Source organism: Teichococcus rhizosphaerae (assembly GCF_002631185.1).
GTDB lineage: Bacteria > Pseudomonadota > Alphaproteobacteria > Acetobacterales > Acetobacteraceae > Pseudoroseomonas > Pseudoroseomonas rhizosphaerae.
Genome location: NZ_PDNU01000018.1, coordinates 15537 through 28090 on the forward strand (window position 1 = coordinate 15537; position 12554 = coordinate 28090).

General features: G+C 74.8%; 11 protein-coding genes. 6 read left to right on the forward strand and 5 right to left on the reverse strand.

The window, feature by feature from the left end; genetic code table 11:
- The first annotated feature begins 91 nt into the window (after nucleotides 1-91).
- Complete coding sequence (locus CR162_RS11250; RefSeq protein ID WP_099095651.1) at nucleotides 92-1321, forward strand: MFS transporter; 1230 nt, start codon at nucleotides 92-94, stop codon at nucleotides 1319-1321.
- 46 nt (nucleotides 1322-1367) lie between these two features.
- On the opposite strand, the gene CR162_RS11255 is transcribed toward CR162_RS11250, so the two are convergent.
- Together CR162_RS11255 and CR162_RS11260 are read right to left on the reverse strand one after the other, a co-directional pair.
- Nucleotides 1368-2774 carry a PepSY-associated TM helix domain-containing protein gene (locus tag CR162_RS11255; protein ID WP_218014883.1) on the reverse strand — a complete coding sequence of 469 codons (1407 nt, stop codon included), beginning with the start codon at nucleotides 2772-2774 and terminating at the stop codon, nucleotides 1368-1370.
- A 203-nt stretch (nucleotides 2775-2977) separates the two neighbouring features.
- On the reverse strand, nucleotides 2978-3355 hold the full coding sequence (locus CR162_RS11260) for a hypothetical protein (protein ID WP_099095652.1): 378 nt from the start codon (nucleotides 3353-3355) through the stop codon (nucleotides 2978-2980).
- A 148-nt stretch (nucleotides 3356-3503) separates the two neighbouring features.
- Here CR162_RS11260 and solA point away from each other — a divergent pair, with 148 nt between their 5' ends.
- The 3 genes from solA (at nucleotide 3504) to CR162_RS11275 (ending at nucleotide 6236) form a co-directional block, all read left to right on the forward strand.
- Nucleotides 3504-4640 carry an N-methyl-L-tryptophan oxidase gene (solA, locus tag CR162_RS11265; RefSeq protein WP_099095653.1) on the forward strand — a complete coding sequence of 379 codons (1137 nt, stop codon included), beginning with the start codon at nucleotides 3504-3506 and terminating at the stop codon, nucleotides 4638-4640.
- A gap of 69 nt (nucleotides 4641-4709) precedes the next feature.
- Complete coding sequence (locus CR162_RS11270; RefSeq protein WP_099095654.1) at nucleotides 4710-5348, forward strand: LbetaH domain-containing protein; 639 nt, start codon at nucleotides 4710-4712, stop codon at nucleotides 5346-5348.
- 42 nt (nucleotides 5349-5390) lie between these two features.
- On the forward strand, nucleotides 5391-6236 hold the full coding sequence (locus tag CR162_RS11275; RefSeq protein WP_099095655.1) for a universal stress protein: 846 nt from the start codon (nucleotides 5391-5393) through the stop codon (nucleotides 6234-6236).
- A gap of 34 nt (nucleotides 6237-6270) precedes the next feature.
- On the opposite strand, the gene CR162_RS11280 is transcribed toward CR162_RS11275, so the two are convergent.
- Nucleotides 6271-7197, reverse strand: coding sequence for an SMP-30/gluconolactonase/LRE family protein (locus CR162_RS11280; protein WP_245870285.1), 927 nt, complete (start codon nucleotides 7195-7197; stop codon nucleotides 6271-6273).
- A gap of 78 nt (nucleotides 7198-7275) precedes the next feature.
- Here CR162_RS11280 and CR162_RS11285 point away from each other — a divergent pair, with 78 nt between their 5' ends.
- On the forward strand, nucleotides 7276-9603 hold the full coding sequence (locus CR162_RS11285) for a xanthine dehydrogenase family protein molybdopterin-binding subunit (RefSeq protein WP_099095656.1): 2328 nt from the start codon (nucleotides 7276-7278) through the stop codon (nucleotides 9601-9603).
- Nucleotides 9604-9677: 74 nt separating this feature from the next.
- Here CR162_RS11285 and CR162_RS11290 read toward each other — a convergent pair whose 3' ends face one another.
- Both CR162_RS11290 and CR162_RS11295 read right to left on the reverse strand, forming a co-directional pair.
- On the reverse strand, nucleotides 9678-10328 hold the full coding sequence (locus CR162_RS11290) for a LysE family translocator (RefSeq protein WP_099095657.1): 651 nt from the start codon (nucleotides 10326-10328) through the stop codon (nucleotides 9678-9680).
- A gap of 8 nt (nucleotides 10329-10336) precedes the next feature.
- Nucleotides 10337-10960, reverse strand: coding sequence for an FMN-binding negative transcriptional regulator (locus CR162_RS11295; RefSeq protein WP_099095658.1), 624 nt, complete (start codon nucleotides 10958-10960; stop codon nucleotides 10337-10339).
- Between the two features lie 92 nt (nucleotides 10961-11052).
- Here CR162_RS11295 and pdxR point away from each other — a divergent pair.
- On the forward strand, nucleotides 11053-12554 hold a 1502-nt coding region (gene pdxR / locus CR162_RS11300; RefSeq protein ID WP_099095659.1), incomplete at its 3' end, for a MocR-like pyridoxine biosynthesis transcription factor PdxR.

Consider the following 12554-nt stretch of genomic DNA (forward strand, 5'->3'; position numbering starts at 1 on the left):
GCCGCCGCCGCCCTTGCCGGCTCCGCCGAGTTTACGAAAGCGCCGCGCTGAGCCAAACCTTGTCTCCCCAGGGGACGAGACGGACACGCGCATGACCACCCGCGAGGGATCGGCCGCCTTTGTAGCGCCGCTGCTGGTGCTGGCCTTCGGGCACATGCTCTCCAACATGGTGCGCACCCTGCCGGCCATCTCGGCCGACGTGCTGGCGCGCGACCTCGGCGTCTCGGCCGAGGGGCTGGCCAGCCTCACCGGCGCCTACCACTTCGCCTTCGCCGCCGGGCAGATCCCGCTCGGCGTGGCGCTGGACCGCTTCGGCGTGCGGCCGGTGGCGCTCACCCTGCTGGCGCTGGTGCTGGCGGGCTCGGTGCTGGCGGCGCTGGTGGGCGGGCCGGGCGGCTTCCTGCTGGCGCAGGTGGTGCTCGGCCTTGGCTGCTGCGGCATGCTGCTCTGCCCGATGACGCTGGCCGCCAAGCTGCTCACCCCCGCCAGGTTCGGCCTCTGGTCGGGGCTGATCCAGGGCGTGGGCAATGTCGGCATGCTGCTCTCGGCCAGCCCGCTGGCCTGGCTGGTGGAGCAGCAGGGCTGGCGCGCCGGCTTCTGGGTGGCGGGGGGGCTCGCCATCGCGGTGGCGGCGCTGGTGGCGCGCGTGGTGCCGGCGCCGGTGCCCGAGCCCGGCCCGCATCCCGGCCTGCTGGCCGATGCGCGGCAGGTGCTGCGGCTCGGCACCAGCCGGCGGCTGCGCGGCCTGATGCTGCTGGCCTTCGCCTCCTTCGCGGTGATCATCGGCGTGCGCGGCCTGTGGGGCGGGCCGTGGCTGATGGAGGTGAAGGGCCTCGGCCGCATCGAGGCCGGGCATGTGCTGCTGCTGCTCACCCTGGCGCTGATCGCGGGGCCGGTGGCCGCCGGGGTGCTGGACCGGCGCCTCGGCCACCGCCGCGCCCTGCTGGCGGGGGGGCACGCGCTGGCCGGGCTGTTCCTGCTGCTGCTGGCGGCGGGGGGGCCGGGGGGCTGGCTCGCCCGCCTGCTGGGGCTGCCGGCGCTGCCGGTCTCGGCCGACGCGGCGCTGCTGTTCGCCTTCGGCCTCGCCATCGCCATCCAGCCGCTGGTCTTCGCCATGACCCGCGCCGCCGTGCCGCCCGCCGAGGCGGGCAAGGCGCTCTCGGCGGTCAACCTGTCCTTCTTCCTCGGCGGTGCCGTGCTGCAGGCGGCCACGGGGCCGGTGGCCGCTGCGGGCGGGGTGGCGATGGCCCTCGCCTTCCTGGGCGCCATGGTGCTGCTGGGCACCGCGCTGTTCCTGGCCACCACCCGGCGCGAGGCGTGAGGCACCGCCCCGCGCCCGGCCCGCCGCCCCGGCCGCCTTCGCGCCGCTACCCGGCCGGCTGCGGGCGCGGCACGGGGCGGGCCAGCCGCCAGCGCGCCACGTCGATCAGGAGGAACACCGCCAGGCTTCCTCCCGCCACCGGCAGCGCCCATCCCAGCCCGGCGGCCACCACGGCCACCGCCGCGCGCTGCGGCCAGGACAGGCGCAGCCAGCCCTGGGTGAGGGTGCGCGGCAGCGCGCCCGGCGCCGGCCGGTTCTGCCACCAGACACGGTAGCCATAGAGCGTCACCACGATCAGCCCGGTGCCCAGCGCCGCGACGAGGAGCTGGTTCGCCACGCCGAACAGCACGCCCATATGCAGGTCGATCCCCCAGCGGATCAGCTTGGCGACGAGCGGAAAGGTCGCGAAATCCGCCCGGCTCGTCACCGCCATGGAGCGCGGGTCGATGGCGACGGTGTCCACCTGGGTGGGCCAGGCGCGGTCATATTCCCGCACCAGCCAGGCCTGGCCCGGGCGCGGCAGGCGCAGCTCCACGAAGGGCGAGTCGATGCCGGCGGCACGCGCCGCGGCCAGCACCGCGTCGAGCCGCGCCGCGTCGTCGTCCGGGCCGGCGGCCGCAGCCGCGTGGCCCGCAGGGTGATGATGCGCGTGCTCCCCCGCCGGGGCCGCAGCGCCGTCCTCCAGCGCCAGCGAGACGGAGGGCGTGACCCAGCCCAGCGTGGCGCGCAGCCCCTCGATGCGCCCGCCCGCCCATTGCGACCAGGTGAGGCCGGTGGCCGAGAAGAACACCAGCCCGAGCGCCACCGCGACCCCCAGCACGCTGTGCAGCCGCCGGGTGCGCAGCCGGCGGTTTCCGGGGTTCTGACGGGACAGGCGGCCGGTGCGGCGCCAGGCCCAGAGCAGCACCCCGCCCAGCGCCGCCACCCAGAGCCAGGAAGCGGCCAGCTCGCTGTACAGGCGGCCGAACTCGCCCAGCAGGAGGTTGCGGTGCAGGTAGTCGAGCGCGGTGCGGAAGGGCAGGATGCCGCTGGTGCCGTAGACGGTCATGTCGCCCCGCACGGCCAGCGTCACCGGGTCGACGAAGATGGCGCGGCTCTCGGAGGCGCCGAGCCCGGGGGCGGAGAACATCACCCGCGTGGTCATGCCCTCCGCCGGCGCGGGGCGCAGCGCGAAAAGGCGCGCCTCCGGCCCGGCCACGGCGCGCGCCGCCCCGGCCTGCGCGGTCAAACTCTGCGCGGCCAGGCTCCGCGTGGCAAGGCTCTGCGCCGGACCGGCGGCGCCGCTCCGCAGGGCGTCGCGGTAGAGCAGGTCCTCCACCTGCGGCGTCAGGACGTACAGCACGCCGGTGACGGCGGCCACCAGCAGGAAGGGGCCGGCCAGCAGCCCGACATAGAAGTGCAGCCGGGCGATGAAGGCCTTCATCTCGCCCGCCGGGCGCGGGGCGGCGCTCATGGCGCGCCTTTCCCCGGGCGGGCGGGCGCCGTGGCCGGGCCGGGGGTCGGCGGAGGGTGCAGCGGGGCCATGGGCGGCGGGACGGGCCGGAAGGCGCGGGCCGGGGCCGCGCCGCTCCGCCCGTGAAGGGGCAGGCGTGACATGAACAGGATCTCCGGAAGGTTGCGGCGGCCCGGCCACGCGGGCCGGGGCAGGCGGTCACCTCAGGAGATCGGGGGCGCCCTGGAATGCAGGACGCGCGGCGGCGGCCGGAAGGCAAGCGCGCGCATGGCGGCGGCCATCGCCATGGCGGGCGCCGCCACGAGGCGCGGCTCGGGCAGGCGGTCGGGCGGCGGCAGGCCGGCGCTGGTGGCGGGCGCCTGGCAGAGCAGGCAGCAGCCGCCCTTCGGCTTCTCCGGCGCATCCCCGGGCGTGCCATCCGGCCCGAGGCGGATGGTGTGGTAGCCCTCGGGCGTGCAGATCACCACCGCCTCGCCCGGAACCGCTGCCATGGCGCGCAGATGCGGCAGCAGCCCGCCGCCCCATTGCACCAGCAGCAGGGCGGCCAGCAGGCGCAGCAGGAAGCGGGCGCGTCGCGGCATGGGCGGCCACCGTTAGCAACCGGGCCGAACCTTGTCACCCGGGAAAGGTTGCGCCTAAACACCCCGCCCTGCCCATCCCCTGCCCTGCCCACCCCCCGCCCTGCCTGCTATGGTCCGCCCCCGCCGCCAGCCACAGGGGAAAGCAGCCATGCCGCAGCACTACGACAGCATCGTCATCGGCATGGGCGGCATGGGCTCCGCCGCGCTGTGGCAGCTCGCCCGGCGCGGCCAGCGCGTGCTGGGGCTGGAGCGCTTCGACCTCGGCCATGCCATGGGCTCCTCGCACGGGCTCAACCGGATCATCCGCCTCGCCTATTTCGAGCACCCCGGCTACGTGCCGCTGCTCCGCCGCGCCTATGAGCTTTGGCGGGAAACGGAAGCGCTGGCCGGGGAGCAGCTGCTTTTCGTCACCGGCAGCCTGGATGCGGGGCCGGAGGAGGGCCGCATCGTGCAGGGCTCGCTCGCCGCCTGCCGCGCGCATGGCCTGCCGCACGAGGCGCTGTCCGCCGCCGAGGTGAACCGCCGCTTCCCCGGCTACCGGCTGCCGGCGGACTACGCCGCCATCCACCAGCCCGATGGCGGCTTCATCGCCTCGGAGCGCGCCATCCTGGCGCATGCCTCGCTGGCCGTGGCGGCGGGGGCCGAGATCCATGCGCGGGAGCGGGTGCTGGCCATCGAGCCGGCGCCGGGCCGCGTCACCGTCGTCACCGAGCGCGGGCGCTACGAGGCGGGCCGCGTCATCGCCGCCGCCGGCGCCTGGATCGAGGACCTCGTCCCCGGCCTGCGCGGCCAGGCGGTGCCGGAGCGGCAGGTGCTGGGCTGGTTCCAGCCGCGCCGGCCCGCGCTCTTCGCGCCCGGCGCCTTTCCCGTCTCCAACATGGAAACGGCGCAGGGCCACTTCTACCAGTTCCCGAGCTGGGGCATCCCCGGCTTCAAGATCGGCCTCTACCACCATTTCGGCGAGCACGGCCACGCCGACGCCCTGTCGCGCGAGCCCACGGCGCGCGACGAGGCGGCGCTGCGCGAGGCCGTCCGCGCCTATTTCCCCGAGGCGGACGGCCCCACGCTGCGCCTCGCCGCCTGCCTCTTCACCAACACGCCGGACGAGCATTTCGTGCTCGACACCCTGCCCGGCCACCCGGAGGTGGTGGTCGCCTCGCCCTGCTCGGGGCATGGCTACAAATTCGCCAGCGTCATCGGCGAGGTGCTGGCGGAGCTGGCCACCACGGGGCGCAGCCGGCACGACCTCTCGCTGTTCTCCTGCCGCCGTCTCGCGGCCGGCTGAGGCGGCGCCGTCACCCGCCTGTCATGCCGGCGTCATCGGCCTGACGCCGCCGGCATGGCAGGGGGCGCCATGCACCAGGATCCTGACAGCGCCCGCAAGGCGCTGGGCGAAGCCCCCTTCATCGACCCCACCGCGCAGGTGCGGGACTGCACCTTCGGCCGCTGGAACGAGGTGGGCGCCCGCACCCGCCTGGCGGAGAGCAGCATGGGCGACTTCGCCTATGTCGTGAACGATGCCGACATCATCTACACCACCATCGGCAGGTTCTGCTCGATCGCCGCACAGGTGCGGATCAACCCCGGCAACCACCCGCTGGACCGCGTGGCGCTGAACCACTTCACCTACCGCAGCAGCGCCTATGGCCTCGGCCCGGACGAGGCCGGCTTCTTCGACTGGCGCCGCTCCAGGCCGGTGGTGCTGGGGCCGGATGTCTGGGTCGGGCACGGCGCCATCATCCTCCCCGGCGTTTCGGTGGGCATGGGCGCCGCCATCGGCGCCGGCGCGGTGGTGACGAGGGACGTGCCGGACTTCGCCGTGGTGGTGGGCAACCCGGCGCGCGTGCTGCGCCACCGCTTTCCCGCCGAGATCCGCGCCGCCCTCGCCCGCATCGCCTGGTGGGACTGGCCGGAGGAGCGGCTGCGCGCGGCGCTGCCCGAGATCCGCGCCCTTTCGGCCGAGGAGTTCTGCCGGCGCCACGACCCGGTGTAGGCTGCCGCCCGACTCCACGGCCGAGAAAGGGGGAGACGACCGATGATCCGCAGCATCCTGGTGGCGCTCGACGATACGCCCGGCGCCGCCGCCGCCGGCGAGCTGGCGATCTCGCTGGCGCGCCGCAGCGGGGCCCGCCTCACCGCCGCCGTGGTGCTCGACATCCCCCACACCAGCGGCGCGCAGGAAGCGGTGCCGCTGGGCGGCGCCGCCTTCCTGGAGCGGCGCAACGAGACCCTGGCGCGGCGCGTCACGGAGGAGGCCGAGGCGGCGCTGGCCGCCTTCGCCGCCGCCGCCGGCGAGCTGCGCTTCGAGACGCTGCGCCTGGACGACGCGCCCGCGCCCGCGCTCCTCAGGGCCGGCGCGCGGCACGACGTCATCCTGATCGGCCGGGACAGCACGCTGGGCATGGAGGCGTCGGAGGACGGCCTGGCCCCCGTCATCGAGGCGCTGCTGCACCATGGCGCCCGCCCCCTGCTGGTGGTGCCGCCCCCCGCCGAGATGGCCGATTACGACCCGCAGGGCACGGTGCTGGTGGGCTACGACGCCTCGCTGCCCGCCATGCGCGCGCTGCAGCTCTACGCCCTGCTCAAGCCCGAGGGCGAGGTGCGCGCCAAGGTCTTCGCCGCCGACGAGAACCGCGACGCCGCCCGGCGGATGGCCGAGGACGGCGCCGCCTATCTGCGCGTGCACGGGGTGGAGGCCGAGGCCATCGCCGTTTCCGGCCAGCGCCCGGCCGACCTGCTGCTGGCCGAGGCGGCCGGGGAGCGGCCGCGCCTGCTGGTCATGGGCGCCTACGAGACCTCGGGGCTGCGCAGCCTGCTGCTCGGCTCGGCCACGCGCAAGCTGCTGCGCGAGACGCCCTGCCCGATCTTCGTGCATCACTGAGACGCGGAAAGGGCCGGGCGGGGGTTTCCCGCCCTCAGCCGGGCGGCAGCTCCACCGCCAGCACGCTGCCGCTCTGGCTTTCCGTGACCAGCAGCGTGGTGCCGTCGGGGGCGAGGCAGAGATTGGTGGGCAGCCGGCCGAAGCCCGTGCAGTCCACCACGAAGGCCGGCACGCCGAAGCCATCCACCACCCACACCAGGCCATGGCCGGGATTGGCCACGCAAAGGCGGTCCCGCGCGTCCATCGCCAGCCCGTCGGGGCCCATCAGCCCGCCGGGCAGGCGCAGGAAGCACTGCGCCTTGCCCACCACGCCATCCGGCCGCAGCGCGAAGCGCCACACCTCGCAGGAGCGCGTCATCGCCACATAGGCATGCGCGGCGGCGCGGTCGAGCGCCAGGCCGTTGGGGCTCGGCGCGTTGCGGATCAGGCAGTCGGCGCGCCCGTCGGGCCAGAGGCGCCAGACGCGGCCCGTCGGGTCCTGCAGCCCGGTCTGGCCCTGGTCGGTGAACAGCACCTGCCCCTCGGGGCCGGCCACCACGTCGTTCAGGCCGCGGAAGCCCTCGCCGCCCACGGTCTCCAGCAGCGGCGCGATGCTGCCGGTGGCGGCATCGAGGCTCAGCAGCCCGTGCCGGTGGTCGGCCAGGTGCAGGCTGCCGGCGGGGCCGGCGGCCAGCCCGTTCGGCCAGCCCTCGTATTCCGCCACCACCTCCCATTCGCGCGGGCCCACGCGGAAGACGCGGCCGAAGGGGATGTCCACCACCAGCAGGTTGCCGGCGGCGTCGAAGCAGGGGCCTTCCAGGAAGCTGTCGAGCATGGCGCCGCCGCGATTCGCGTCCGCCCATGGGGTGCGGCGCGGCTGGCGGTGGCGGTCGGGCAGGCGGCTGAGCAGCCGCGGCGTCAGGGTGCGGGGAGCGGGGAACCACATGGCGCGCAGGCTGCGCCGCCCCGGGCCCGGCCGCAAGGGCGCGCGGCAATCCCCTTCCCCTCCCGGGATTCCTGCCCAATGATACGCCGAGGGACAATCCGGGGAGCGGAACCAATGGCGAAATTCGGCCTCAGCCAGCCGGTGCGGCGCATCGAGGACCCCCGCCTGCTGCAGGGGCGCGGGCGCTACACGGACGACATCGCGGCGCCCGGGCAGCTTCATGCCCATGTGCTGCGCAGCCCGCACGCCCATGCCCGCATCCTCTCGGTCGACACCGAGGGCGCGCGCGCCCTGCCCGGCGTGCACGCGGTGCTGACCGGCGCGGACTGGAAGGCCGAGGGCCTCGGCCAGATCCCCTGCATGATCCCGCTGAGGAACCGCGACGGCAGCCCGCGCGCCGAGACGCCGCGCTACGGCCTGGCGATCGACGTGGTGCGCCATGTGGGCGACCCGGTGGCCTTCATCGTCGCCGACACCGTGCAGCAGGCGCGCGACGCCGCCGAGGCGGTGGTGGTGGACTACGAGGTGCTGCCCGCCTGCACCGACCTCGCCCGCGCCACCGAGCCCGGCCAGCCGCAGGTGTGGGACACCGCGCCCAACAATGTGTGCTTCGACTGGGCGGCGGGCGACCGGGAGGCGACCGACGCGCTCTTCGCCCAGGCCGCGCATGTCACCAGGCTCACCGTGGTGAACAACCGCATCGTGGTGAACAGCATGGAAGGGCGCGCCGCCCTGGCGGAATACGACGCCGCCAGCGGCAAGTTCACGCTCCATGCCGGCACCCAGGGCTCCTGGCTGGTGAAGAACCTGCTGGCCAACGTGGTGTTCAGCCTGCCGCCCGAGAAGTTCCGCGTGGTCACGCCCGATGTCGGCGGCGGCTTCGGCATGAAGCTCTACATGTATGCCGAGTACGCGCTGTGCTGCTGGGCGGCGCGCAAGCTGGAGCGCCCGGTGAAGTGGGCCTCCGAGCGCATGGAGGCCTTCCAGTCCGACACCCAGGGCCGCGCCAACCTCACCGAGGGCGAGCTGGCGCTGGACAAGGACGGGAAGTTCCTCGCGCTGCGCACCAGGAACTACGCCGACATGGGCGGGTATCTTTCCACCTTCGCGCCCTTCATCCCCTGCGGCGCGGGCACCAAGGTGCTGGCCAGCGTGTATGGCTTCCAGGCGATCTACGCCAATGTGCTGGGCATCCTGACCAACACCGTGCCGGTCGATGCCTATCGCGGCGCGGGGCGGCCGGAAAGCAACTACCTCGTCGAGCGGCTGATCGACGCCGCCGCGCGCGAGACGGGGATCGACCGCATCGAGCTGCGCCGGCGCAACATGGTGCCGCCCAGCGCCATGCCGCACAGGACGCCCGTCGGCCAGACCTACGATTCCGGCGACTTCGCGCAGGTGCTGGACCGGGCGCTGGCCAGGTCGGACTGGGCCGGCTTCGAGGCGCGGCGCGCGGAATCCGCCCGGCGCGGCAAGAAGCGCGGCATCGGCATGGCCTACTACCTGGAGGCCACGGGCGGCGACGCCTCCGAGCGCGCCGAGATGCGCTTCGCCGAGGACGGCATGGTGGAGGTGCTGGTCGGCACCCAGTCCACCGGCCAGGGGCACGAGACGGCCTACGCCATGATCACCAGCCATGAGCTCGGCATCCCCGTCGAGAAGATCCGCGTCATCCAGGGCGATTCCGACGAGATCCCGACCGGCGGCGGGACGGGCGGCGCGCGCTCGCTCTATTCCGAGGGCACGGCGCTGCTGGCCACCGCCACCACCGTGATCGACAAGGGCAAGCAGGCGGCGAGCGAGGTGCTGGAAGCCTCGCCGGCCGACATCGAGTTCAGCACGGGCCGCTTCAGCATCGCCGGCACGGACCGCGGCATCGGCATCCTGGAGCTGGCGGCGCGGCAGCGCGAGCGCGCCGCGCGCGGCGAGGCGGCGACGCTGCTCAACGCCGCCGAGGTGGCCGCCATCCCGGCGCACACCTTCCCCAATGGCTGCCACATCGCCGAGGTCGAGGTGGACCCCGACACCGGCCATGTGGAGACCGCCCGCTACATCGTGGTGGACGATGTGGGCCACGCGCTGAACCCGCTGATCGTGCGCGGGCAGGTGCATGGCGGCGTGGCGCAGGGCATCGGCCAGGCGGTGATGGAGCGCACCGCCTACGACCCGGAAAGCGGCCAGCTCCTCTCGGCCAGCCTGAACGACTACGCCCTGCCGCGCGCCAGCGACCTGCCGGACATCGAGGTGGAGCTGGTGGAGATCCCCTGCACCACCAACCCGCTCGGCGTGAAGGGCGCGGGCGAGGCCGGCGCGGTGGGCTCGCCGCCCGCCATCATGAACGCGCTGGTGCACGCGCTCTCCGACCAGGGCGTGACGCATCTGGACATGCCGGCGACGCCCGAGGTGGTGTGGAAGGCCATCGCCACGGCGAAGGCGGCCTGAACGGGAAAGGGCGCCGCGGGAAGCCCCTTTCCGCGGCGCCCGGCAGCGGCCGCCCCCGCCGGGGCGGCGGAGCGTCAGGCCGCCGGGCGCCTCGCCAGCGCCAGCCCCAGGCCGAGCGCCACCATCGCCGCCCCCGAGGCCTCCCGCAGCCGGCGGACCAGCCCGGGGCGCGCCGCGGCGCCATTCCGGATGTGTCCCGCCGCGAAGGCCACCACGATGTCGGCCAGGGTGTTGAGCGCCACCGAGACGAAGCCCAGCACCACGAACTGCAGCGCCACGCCGCCCCGGCCCGGGTCCACGAACTGCGGCACGAAGGCCAGGAAGAATGCCGCCGTCTTGGGGTTCAGCGCTTCCACCAGCACGCCGTCGCGGAAGGCCCGCCGGGTGCCGGAAGGCGGCATGGCGGCACCGCCGGCCGGCGCCGCCCGCGCGTCGCGGCGGGCCGACCACAGCGTGCGGCAGCCGATCCAGACCAGATAGGCGGAGCCCAGCAGCTTCAGCGCGGTGAACAGCTCCGCGCTGGCGAGCACGATGGCGGAAACGCCCAGGGCGCCCGCCACCACATGGACCATGCCGCCCAGCCCGGTGCCGAGGCTGGAGGCAACCCCCTCCGCGCGGCCGCCGGCGAGCGTGCGCGCCGCGACGTAGAAGATGCCGGGGCCCGGCGTGACCGCGAGCAGCAGGGCGGCGGCGAAGTAGAGGGCGAGCTGCGCCGGCTCCGGCATGGCGCCCCTCAGCCCGGGATCAGCGCCGCGACGGCGCGGTCGGAGGCGCGGTCGCTCGCCGCCAGCCCGGCGGCGACGCCCGCGCGGTCCGCGGCGGCGCGGTTCTGGCTCATCTTCCGCTTGCCTTCCAGCCGCGCGATCGGCAGCCGCAGGCCGACGATGCCCCGGAGCTGGGCGCGGATGAAGCCTTCCGGCGCGTCGGCCACCGCCCAGGGCTTGGCGCGCGGCCGCTCGTGCAGGTCGGTCAGCCGCGTGACGACCTCCAGCAGGCGGTCCGCATCCTCGAAGAACTCCACCGGGCCATAGGCGTGGACGGCGACGTAGTTCCAGGTGGGCACCACCTTCTGGTGCTCCTGCTTGGAGGGGTACCAGCTCGGGCTGACATAGGCGTCCGGCCCCGTGAACAGGGCCATGGCCTCGTCGGAAGGGGGCAGCTTCCATTGCGGGTTGGCGCGCGCCAGGTGGCCGTAGAGCGTGCCGTGGGGGCCCTCCTCCGGCGCCAGGAACAGCGGCAGCGGCGTGGCGACCAGCCCTTCGGCCGTCGCGGTGACGAGGTTCGCGAGGCGCGCATCGCGCATCATGCCGTGCAGGGCGGCGCGGTCGTCCTCGCGGAAGGCGGGGGGAACATACATGGGCGAACTCTCCGGACGGGCTGGACGATGCGCGGAAACTGGCCCAGAAGGAACGTCCAGTTCCCGATTGAATCGGCGGTCCAGTTTCTGCCATGGCACGGGATGAAGCGGCGCGCGCCCCGGTCACCCGGCGCATCTGCGAGGCCATCAAGGCCCAGATCGCCTCCGGCCTGCTCGGCCCCGGCGCGCGCCTGCCCTCCACCCGCTCCCTCGCCGCCGAATGGGGCGTGTCCCGCACGACGGTGACGGCCGCCTTCGAGCAACTCCTGGCGGAAGGCTACCTGGAGACGCATCGGGGTGCCCGCGCGCGGGTCGCCCAAGGGCTGGCGCCGGGGCTCGAACGGGCGTCCGGGCCTCCGGCCGCACCGCCGGGGCGGGACGGGGGACCGATGGCCACGGAGCGGCTTTCCGCCTTCGGCCGGGCGCTGATGGGCTTCGAGGCGCCGCCTGACGCCGGAACGGCCCCGCTGCTCGCCGATTTCCGCTACGGCGACATCGCGGCCACGGACTTTCCCGCGCTTGCCTGGCGCCGGGCGGTGGGCGCCGCCCTGCTGCGCCGGCCCGGCCGCCTCCGCTACGGCGACCCCCGCGGCCTGCCCGCGCTCCGCGCCGCGCTGCAGGGCTATCTGTGGCGCGGCCGGGGGCTGCGCTGCGATCCGGCGCAGGTCATCGTGGTGAACGGCTCGCAGCAGGGGCTCGACCTTTGCGCGCGGCTTCTGCTCGACCCGGGCGACCGGGCGGTGATGGAGGAGCCGGGCTACAGCCTCGCGCGCCAGGCCTTCCTCGCGGCGCGGGCGGAGATCGTCCCGGCGCGGGTGGATGGCGAGGGCATGGCCACGGAGGGGCTGCCGGCCGCGCGCCTGGCCTATGTCACGCCCTCCCACCAGTTTCCGCTCGGCGGCGTCATGCCGGCCGGGCGGAGGCGGTCGCTCCTGGCCTGGGCGCGGGCCGCGGGCGCCCATGTGATCGAGGACGACTACGACAGCGAGTACCGCTTCGACATCGCGCCCATTCCGCCGCTGCAGGCGCTCGATGAGGCGGGGCGCGTCATCTATCTCGGCACGGTGTCCAAGACGCTCTCGCCGACGCTCCGCCTCGGCTATCTCGTCGTTCCGGCGGCGCTGTCGGAAGCCTTCGCCAGGGCGAAGCGGCTGACGGACCGGCACTCGCCGGCCCTGGAGCAGGAGGCTCTGGCCGGGCTGATCGAGAGCGGCGCCTATGAGCGGCATGTCCGGCGCGTCCGCCGCAGGAATGGCGAGCGGCGCGCCGCCCTGCTGACGGCCCTCGCCGCCCGGCTTGGCGGCGCGGCGACGGTGGCTGGCGCCGAGGCCGGGCTGCACCTCGTCCTCTGGCTCGGCGGCGTGCCGGCGGCGCGGGAGGCCGCCTTCGTCGCGCGCGCCCGCGCGGCGGGCCTCGGCGTTTATCCCGTCACTCCGCTCTATGCCTTCCCCGCGGCGGGCAGGCCGAACGCGGCGGGGCTGGTGATGGGCTATGCCGCGCTGGACGAGGCGGGCATCGCCCGGGGCGTGCGGCTCCTGGCCGATGTGCTCGAAGCCTTCACCGCGGAGGACGGACGCGGCGGCGGCGGCGCGCC

Bases quoted from the DNA above. Each gene is read 5' to 3' on its own strand.
- CR162_RS11250 (WP_099095651.1), top strand. From the start codon at position 92: ATGACCACCCGCGAGGGATCGGCCGCCTTTGTAGCGCCGCTGCTGGTG.
- CR162_RS11255 (WP_218014883.1), bottom strand. From the start codon at position 2,774: ATGAGCGCCGCCCCGCGCCCGGCGGGCGAGATGAAGGCCTTCATCGCC.
- CR162_RS11260 (WP_099095652.1), bottom strand. From the start codon at position 3,355: ATGCCGCGACGCGCCCGCTTCCTGCTGCGCCTGCTGGCCGCCCTGCTG.
- solA (WP_099095653.1), top strand. From the start codon at position 3,504: ATGCCGCAGCACTACGACAGCATCGTCATCGGCATGGGCGGCATGGGC.
- CR162_RS11270 (WP_099095654.1), top strand. From the start codon at position 4,710: ATGCACCAGGATCCTGACAGCGCCCGCAAGGCGCTGGGCGAAGCCCCC.
- CR162_RS11275 (WP_099095655.1), top strand. From the start codon at position 5,391: ATGATCCGCAGCATCCTGGTGGCGCTCGACGATACGCCCGGCGCCGCC.
- CR162_RS11285 (WP_099095656.1), top strand. From the start codon at position 7,276: ATGGCGAAATTCGGCCTCAGCCAGCCGGTGCGGCGCATCGAGGACCCC.
- CR162_RS11290 (WP_099095657.1), bottom strand. From the start codon at position 10,328: ATGCCGGAGCCGGCGCAGCTCGCCCTCTACTTCGCCGCCGCCCTGCTG.
- CR162_RS11295 (WP_099095658.1), bottom strand. From the start codon at position 10,960: ATGTATGTTCCCCCCGCCTTCCGCGAGGACGACCGCGCCGCCCTGCAC.